At 62.1% G+C, this 7,082-nt stretch carries 6 protein-coding genes and 1 pseudogene; all 7 read left to right on the top strand.

All coding sequences use genetic code 11. The features are described 5' to 3' along the window. Positions 1 to 263 precede the first annotated feature (263 nt). Positions 264 to 1,331, top strand: coding sequence for a type III secretion system export apparatus subunit SctU (gene sctU / locus K309_RS0133140; protein ID WP_029050256.1), 1,068 nt, complete (start codon positions 264 to 266; stop codon positions 1,329 to 1,331). A gap of 28 nt (positions 1,332 to 1,359) precedes the next feature. Further along, the gene (gene sctV, locus K309_RS0133135) at positions 1,360 to 3,471 is read left to right on the top strand and encodes a type III secretion system export apparatus subunit SctV (RefSeq protein ID WP_029050255.1); all 2,112 of its coding nucleotides are present in this window, start codon (positions 1,360 to 1,362) and stop codon (positions 3,469 to 3,471) included. A 16-nt stretch (positions 3,472 to 3,487) separates the two neighbouring features. After that, positions 3,488 to 4,171, top strand: a complete 684-nt coding sequence (gene sctP / locus K309_RS0133130; protein ID WP_029050254.1) for a type III secretion system protein SctP — start codon at positions 3,488 to 3,490, stop codon at positions 4,169 to 4,171. A gap of 128 nt (positions 4,172 to 4,299) precedes the next feature. Further along, positions 4,300 to 4,657, top strand: a pseudogene (locus tag K309_RS38500) (IS30 family transposase); the annotation flags it as partial. Positions 4,658 to 4,729: 72 nt separating this feature from the next. Beyond that, positions 4,730 to 6,097: a type III secretion system cytoplasmic ring protein SctQ gene (sctQ, locus tag K309_RS0133120; protein ID WP_029050253.1), complete on the top strand. Its 1,368-nt coding sequence runs from the start codon at positions 4,730 to 4,732 to the stop codon at positions 6,095 to 6,097. Then, on the top strand, positions 6,081 to 6,731 hold the full coding sequence (gene sctR / locus K309_RS0133115; RefSeq protein ID WP_029050252.1) for a type III secretion system export apparatus subunit SctR: 651 nt from the start codon (positions 6,081 to 6,083) through the stop codon (positions 6,729 to 6,731). The genes sctQ and sctR overlap by 17 nt, the downstream gene beginning before the upstream one ends. A 148-nt stretch (positions 6,732 to 6,879) precedes the next feature. Beyond that, positions 6,880 to 7,082 (top strand): IS1634 family transposase N-terminal domain-related protein (locus K309_RS38495; protein ID WP_035878783.1); only part of this gene is annotated, 203 nt, incomplete at its 3' end.

Genomic DNA, 7,082 nt, shown 5'->3' with positions numbered 1-7,082 from the left:
GACCGATTAAGCATCGGCATTCGGCGCGCAACAGCAATGCATCACACCATATCAGCCGGCACCGCGCAGCAAAATTCCCGACACGAAGTAGGCGTGATCCATGCGAAGCGCGTGTTGCGCCATGCTGAGTTGGACGCGTGGCGGCGTCACTTCGCTTGCCGAAGACAGGCTTCGCATTCGCCGCGCAGCGCGGCGAATGGTCCGCTACCTTCGAGCCCCGAAGGCGCATGGGTGCGCCCATTCGACATTACGAGCAGAAAGTCATGAGCGAAGAAAAGACCGAGCAGCCCACCAACAAACGGCTACTCGACACACGCAAGGATGGCGAGACGTCGAAGAGCGCCGATCTGGTCGACGGCGCGACGATGGCCGCTGTCGTCGGCGTGCTCGCGTTCGGGGCCGATAGCTTCGGCGGTGCGCTGCGAACCATCGTCAGTACTGCGCTCGAATTCACGTCTGGCAGTCACGGTCAGTCGCTCATGTTCGTCAAGCTGTTCAACCTCGGCAAGCAGGCATTGATCGTGATCGTGCCATGCGTGGGTGCGGCAGCGCTCGCAGCAGTGGCCGCGCTGATCCCGCAAGTGAGTTTTCAGATTGCCACCAAACCTGTCGTACCCGATCCCAAACACGTGAGCCCCGTCGACGGCGTAAAGCGGATGTTCTCGTGGCGCACGGTGATCGACATCGTAAGGATGGTGATCAAGGCGGGCATTATCGGAGCGGTGATGGGGTTCACGATCAAATGGATACTGCCGTTGATCGTGGGTTCGCTGTACCAGCCGCTTCCCGAATTGTCGAAGCTCTTCTGGTCGTTGCTGATCAAACTCTTCGCCGTGGCCGTGACCGTGTTTATCGTAATCGGTGTCGTCGATGTCAAGGTGCAACGCATGCTGTTCCTGCGAAAACTGAAAATGTCGAAAGACGAAGTCAAGCGGGAACACAAAGAAATGGATGGTGACCCGCAGATCAAGGCGAAACGCAAAAGGTTGGCGCGCGAATTGGCGACTGCGGCGGCACCCGCGCAGCGCGTGAGGTCTGCGAACGCCCTGATCGTCAACCCGACGCACTATGCGGTCGCCATCCGCTATGCCCCCGCAGAACATCCGCTTCCGCTTGTGATCGCGCGTGGCATGGACGAAAATGCGGCGCAATTGCGTCGCTTCGCGCGCGATGCGAATGTACCGATCATCGGCAATCCACCGATCGCGCACGCGCTCTACAAGGTCGAGATAGACGACCCTATTCCGGAGGAAATGTTCGAAACCATCGCCGCGATCCTACGCTGGGTCGATGCGATCGGCTCACGGCGTATTGAAAACGACGCCGGCTAGCACAATGGCGACAACCTCGGGAGCCGCGATGTTCAAGACACCACCTAAGTTACCCGCCACCGGCGAAATCGGCATCGCGATGCTGGTGGTCGCGATCATCTCGCTGATGATCCTGCCGCTGCCGCCGTTTCTGATCGATGTGCTGCTCGCCATCAACATCACGATCAGCGTGACTCTGCTCATGGTGACCATGTATGTGCCGAACGTGGTGTCGCTTTCCGTATTTCCGTCGCTGCTGCTTTTCACCACCTTGTACCGGCTCTCGCTCAACATTGCCTCGACCAAATCGATTCTGCTGCACGCGGATGCGGGCAACATTATCGAAAGTTTTGGCGAGCTGGTGGTCGGCGGCAACCTCGTGGTCGGCATGGTGGTGTTCTTGATCATCACTACCGTGCAGTTCATCGTGATTGCGAAAGGCTCGGAGCGCGTGGCCGAAGTCGGCGCGCGTTTTACACTTGACGCGTTGCCCGGCAAGCAGATGAGCATCGACGCCGATCTGCGCGCCAATCTGCTCACGCCCGAAGAGGCGCGCCGCAAACGCGCAACGCTTGCTGTCGAAAGCCAGTTGCACGGCGGCATGGACGGCGCGATGAAGTTCGTCAAGGGCGATGCGGTGGCCGGTCTCATCATCACACTGATTAACATCATTGCGGGCATTGCGGTAGGCGTCTCGTATCACGGGATGACGGCGGGCGAAGCGGCGAACCGCTTTTCTGTTCTGTCGGTCGGCGATGCAATGGTCTCGCAGATTCCGTCGCTGCTGCTTTCGGTGGCCGCGGGCGTAATGATCACGCGCGTCTCCGACGAACGCGACGCGCGGCCGCTGTCGCTCGGCGACGAGATCGGTCAGCAGCTTTCGGTCAGCGCCCGCGCACTCTACTTCGCGAGCCTGCTCCTGCTTGGCTTCGCCGCCGTGCCGGGCTTTCCGACTGCGCTGTTCGTGCTGCTCGCGGCGATTCTCGCGTCCTGCGGTTACCGACTCGGCAGGCACAAGCCCGCCGTGATCACGCATGCGGGGGGAGCCGTCAACGCAATGCAGCGCGTCGGCTCGAAAGCCGGGACGCCGGCAATCCTCACGCGAGCGCCTCAATTCACCTGCCCGGTCGGTGTGCGCATGTCGCCAGACCTCGTCGTGCGCCTGTCAACTACCGCGCTCGACCGCTCCTTCGAAACCGAACGCGGGCGGCTGCAGGAACATCTCGGCTTGCCATTTCCGGGCATCACCATGTGGACAAGCGACGACTTGCCCGCTTCGAGCTGCGAACTGCTCATGCAAGACGTCCCGTATTGTGCGATCGAATTGCCGCCCGGCAAGGTAATGCTGCCGGAGCCGGCGCTCACCGGCATGCGCGAGCCGCTTTCCGCCGACGCCGAAACGCGCGACGCGCGCGCCGATGTTCGTGGCGGTGAGGAACGCCGTGGACTCGACGGCGGCCCTGGGCCCACATGGTGGATCGACGAAACCAGCTTGCCGCCCAACCAACCGGCATGGCGCGCCGAGCAGGTGATCGCCTATGCGTCGGTGGCGATGCTGCGCAAGCACGCGTCGCTCTTTCTCGGCATTCAGGAAGTGCAATGGATACTCGATCAGCAGAACACCGAAAATCCAGGCCTCGTTGCCGAGGTGCAGAAGGTGCTGCCGCCGCAGCGCATTGCCGACGTGCTGCGGCGGCTGCTGGAAGAGCAGATTCCGATCCGCAACGTGCGCAATATTCTGGAGAGCCTCGTCGCGTGGGGCGCGAAGGAAAAGGACATGCTGATGCTGACCGAATATGTGCGCGGCGATCTCGCGCGCTTTCTCGCGCATCGCGCAGCGGGTGCGGGCCGGATATTGGCCGCGGTATTGTTCGATCTGCCGGTCGAGCAGCATATCCGCCAGGCGATCAAGCAGACGCCAACGGGCAACTTCCTTGCATTGCCGCCTGATGAAGTGGGCTTTTTTATTGACCGGATCCAATCTTTTGTTGGCGCTACGCCGCGTGACGGCGTAGCGCTCGTCACCTCGATGGACATTCGCCGTTACGTGCGCCGCATGATCGAGGGGCGGCTCGACTGGCTCGCCGTCTACTCCTATCAAGAACTAGGCCAGCATGTCGAATTGAAGCCGCTCGGTCGCGTAACACTAGCAGCGCGCTAACCTCCACGTTAACCTCATGACCCTCATCGAACCGAGGCCGCTCCGCATCATTGCGTCGAATAGCGACCAGCGGCCCACCGCCCGCGTGGTGCGCGCGCGGCCTTTCGATTACGCGGTGCTCGTGCGTCGCCCGAGCGCGCCGCGCGCTTCCGTTGCATTCGATCGAGCGACGCCTGAAACGCAAGCGGATCACTCATGCGAAGCAAGCGATCCCGTTGAGAATTGCGCGCACGTAATTCCCTTTGACGACGGACGGGCCAGCGATTCGAACGCCCACGTGGAAGCCACTGCGGAGGGCGAAGCCGCGCGCGAATCGGCCAGCCCACTCGCCGCGCACGAGGCTCTGCTGCAGCGTCTTCCCGCCACGACGATGCCCGCCGTCGACGTCCTATTTCGCACGCGAGGCCACTTTCTCGAACTTGCGCGCTCGCTCGCGTGGCAGGTGGCCGCCTTCTGCGCCAACCGGGCGATCGGCAATGCCGGCAACTGGGAAGTGAGTATTCCGCTCGACGCGCGCATTCTGCCGGACACGACGCTCTATCTCTCTCTTTCGCGTTTCTGGCTGTCGCTTCGGTTCGACACGCCGAGCATCGGAACGCGGCAGTTACTCTTCGACCACAGTGCGGTGCTCGAACGCGATCTCGCTGCGCTGCTAAACGCGTGGGGCACGCCACGCGACATCGAACTGACAGTGTGGTGAACTCACCGCCTGTTGTTTATCCTGGGCGGCCCTCAAATCTGAAATGCAGCACCTTGCCATCCGGTTCAGTGAATGACAAGAATGAAGTACCAACAACTACAACCCGAAGAGCGCATGCGCATCGAGATAAGATGCCCAACGCTACTGCTGCTTCGGCCTTGGCGGGCTTCACCGCCAAGCTGCAATCCCTGGTCGCGCCGCTGCGCCAGACGCTGACCTACGACCAGGGCGGTGAGATGGCGCGGCACGGCGAACTCAGCGCCACCACCGGCGTGCGCGTGTACTTCTGCGAGAAGACCAACGGTCTGCTGCGCCAGTACTTACCCAAGGGCACCGACCTGTCCGTCCACTCTCAGGAGGACCTCGATGCCATCGCCGATAGTTTCAAAACCCGGCCTCGCAAAACCCTAACTGCCACAACCCATTACAAGTCCAGTCCTCGCTCAGGTTCTAGCTAATCCCTCGGACCGACTTCCTGTTCAATAACATACGGGGTGTTGTCCTTCACACTTGAAACCGCCCTGGCCAACGCAGGCCAGGCCATTGAACCGACGCCGCATGAGTTATTCGATCGCTGAAATGCCAGGGGTGAACGTGGCCACAGAACACGCCGCGACCGAGGCTGCACCGCCTGCCGCCCAGCCGGCTGCTGCAGTGAACGCCGGCTTGCGCGCGGGAGCACAAACCACGCCCATTGGCGTGCTGCTCCTTCGCGCCGTGCCACTCGGCGTTGCGCGCGTTGCGCGGCTCGTCTGCCATGCGGGCAGCGTGCAATGCGTAGAACGGAACGCCGCTATCGCCGAATGGCAAGCGACGCCCGAAGCCGCAGCCGAAGGCCCGCCCGCGCCTTTTGCAGAGCCGGGCGTGCTCGATCTCGAGCATCCGGCCGGCGCGATTCGCGTGCTGTTCGATCTTGCTGCGTATCCCGCTCTCGAGATCGCCGCGTTGCCAGACGGCGCGCCGGTCCCCAGCGACGCGGCGCGTGCGTTGCGCATCGCGGTCGCCGGTGTGCTGCTGGAGCCGTTGCTGAAGCGGCTTGCTGCGCTCGGCTTTGCCGGCGTGCATGTCACGCAGCTCAAGCGCGGCCTGCCGCACGCGTCGAATGAGCCCGATATCCTCGATGCGCGAGACGGCGCGGCATTCAGCGTGACTTTCTCGGCCGACGGAACCCGGCATCGCGCGCGCGTGATGCTGGCGGCGCCCTTGGTGGACGCGCTCGAAGCGTGGCACTTCGCGCGCACGGCCCGTTTTACCGCCGACGCCTTCGCCGCATACGCTTCATCGCGAATGCAGGAACGCACATGGCCGTTGGGCAACTGCCCGGTGCCTGGGCGCCTGATACTTGGCTCGCGGCGCCTGCCCGTCGACACGCTGCGCGCGCTTCAACCGGGCGACGTCCTGCTGCGTTCGCTGGCCGGTCAACTGCGCGCACTGCTGCCGCAAAGCGACGCACGCCATATCGTCGAAGCCTGCGCAACGCACGCGGCCGAAGGCTCTGCCGCACAGGCCGCGTCGCCCGCGAGCGCCACCATGGCTTGGGGCTCGCCCGGCCTGATGCGCGTTCACGCGCCAGTCAACATCGAAGGCCGCAGGCTTTCACTCACGAAGGAGCCCATCATGACCAATGAGCTGGATCCCGTTCGCCCGGACGATCTTCTCGCGCCGGATGAACATTCGAATCCGATCGACATCGGCGAACTCGATCTGCCCGTCCAGTTCGAATTGGACACCGTTGCGCTGCCGCTCTCGCAACTGTATGCGCTGCGCCCTGGCTATGTGCTCGAACTGCCGACGTCGGTTGCAGAAGCACAACTCAAGCTGGTCACTCATGGCCAGACCATCGGCTACGGCGAACTCGTCACCGTGGGCGACCATCTAGGCATCCGCATCCTGCGCATGGCGCACGGTGATGGTTCAGTTCAGTGACATCACCGGACTGCTGATCGTCATTGTTGCGATCAGCCTCGTCCCTTTCGTTGCGATGATCGTCACCTCGTACGCGAAGATCGTCGTCGTGCTCGGCCTGCTGCGCAATGCTCTCGGCGTGCAGCAGGTGCCGCCCAACATGGTCCTAAATGGCATAGCGATTCTCGTCTCGCTCTACGTGATGGCGCCGGTCGGCATGGAGGCCATGCAGTCGATGCAGGGGCAGCCAATTTCCAGCCAGCCTACTCAGGCGCTGATCCAGATCTTCAGCGGCGCGCGCGAACCGTTCCGCGCGTTCTTGCAGAAGCACACAAACGAACGCGAAAAACGCTTCTTCATTCGCTCGGCGAATGTGGTATGGCCAAAAGACGCGGCGTCAAGCCTGCACGAGAACGACCTGATCGTACTCGCGCCCGCCTTCACGCTGACCGAACTGACCGACGCGTTCAAGATCGGCTTTCTGCTCTACATCTGCTTTATCGTCATCGACCTGATCATCGCGAATGTGTTGCTCGCGATGGGACTGAATCAGGTGACGCCCACCAACGTGGCCATTCCGTTCAAGCTGCTGCTGTTCGTCGTGATGGACGGCTGGTCCACGCTGGTCCACGGCCTTGTGATGACCTATCGTTAGCCCGAAGTTGCATGGTGACGCCGCAGCCGTGGCGTCGCGAAGCCCTTGTCCCGCTTGAGGAAACGGCTCATCAGGGACGTTCCAGGTCTTCTTTTTGTAGTCACTAAAAATACTTGATATTTGCTTGTTATTTCCTATTCTTCTGGCTATGCCAGCACGAACCGGAACCGCTCACGTCGTTACGACGACCCGCAAGTACAAGGACCAGGTCTATCACACCCACCTGTTGCGGCGTAGTTACCGCGAGGACGGCGTGGTCAAGAACGAGACGCTGGGCAACCTGTCCCACTTGCCCGAGGCCCTGATCGAGATCATCCGCCGCTCACTCAAGGGCGAGACCTTCGTGCCGTT

It is taken from the genome of Cupriavidus phytohabitans (assembly GCF_000426345.1).
GTDB lineage: Bacteria > Pseudomonadota > Gammaproteobacteria > Burkholderiales > Burkholderiaceae > Cupriavidus.
The sequence above is the reverse complement of the archived record's forward strand: the minus strand, read 5'-3'. Positions and strand labels throughout refer to the sequence as shown.

Excerpts from the sequence above, each read along its gene's own strand:
- sctU (WP_029050256.1), top strand. The coding sequence starts at position 264 with ATGAGCGAAGAAAAGACCGAGCAGCCCACCAACAAACGGCTACTCGAC.
- sctV (WP_029050255.1), top strand. The coding sequence starts at position 1,360 with ATGTTCAAGACACCACCTAAGTTACCCGCCACCGGCGAAATCGGCATC.
- sctP (WP_029050254.1), top strand. The coding sequence starts at position 3,488 with ATGACCCTCATCGAACCGAGGCCGCTCCGCATCATTGCGTCGAATAGC.
- sctQ (WP_029050253.1), top strand. The coding sequence starts at position 4,730 with ATGAGTTATTCGATCGCTGAAATGCCAGGGGTGAACGTGGCCACAGAA.
- sctR (WP_029050252.1), top strand. The coding sequence starts at position 6,081 with ATGGTTCAGTTCAGTGACATCACCGGACTGCTGATCGTCATTGTTGCG.